Source organism: Bacillus sp. SIMBA_005 (assembly GCF_046535585.1).
Lineage (GTDB): Bacteria > Bacillota > Bacilli > Bacillales > Bacillaceae > Bacillus > Bacillus pumilus.
The window spans coordinates 1-244 of sequence record NZ_JAWRWI010000995.1 but is presented as its reverse complement, the minus strand read 5'-3'; the positions used below and the strand labels follow the sequence as shown (position 1 = coordinate 244).

At 43.0% G+C, this 244-nt stretch carries 1 pseudogene; it reads right to left on the bottom strand.

Annotated elements, in window-relative coordinates:
- Nucleotides 1–166, bottom strand: a pseudogene (locus SB660_RS23080) (ribosome biogenesis GTPase YlqF); the annotation flags it as partial.
- Between the last annotated feature and the right edge of the window lie 78 nt (nt 167–244).

Genomic DNA, 244 nt, shown 5'->3' with positions numbered 1-244 from the left:
GCATAATGCGCGGCTTATTTTTTAAAATCACCTCAATCATCGGATTTCTCGATGACATCGGGATTCTCGCATCCACCAATTCGTATACGATATCAATTAATTTCAGTTTTTCTGTTACTTCCCGTCTCGCTTTAGCCATATGGCCCGGGAACCATTGAATGGTCATGTGACTTCGACACCTGCCTTATTTACCGGAACCGGATGTTCCGATGATCTCTTATGTATTTTACGTTGCTTGTTCCGC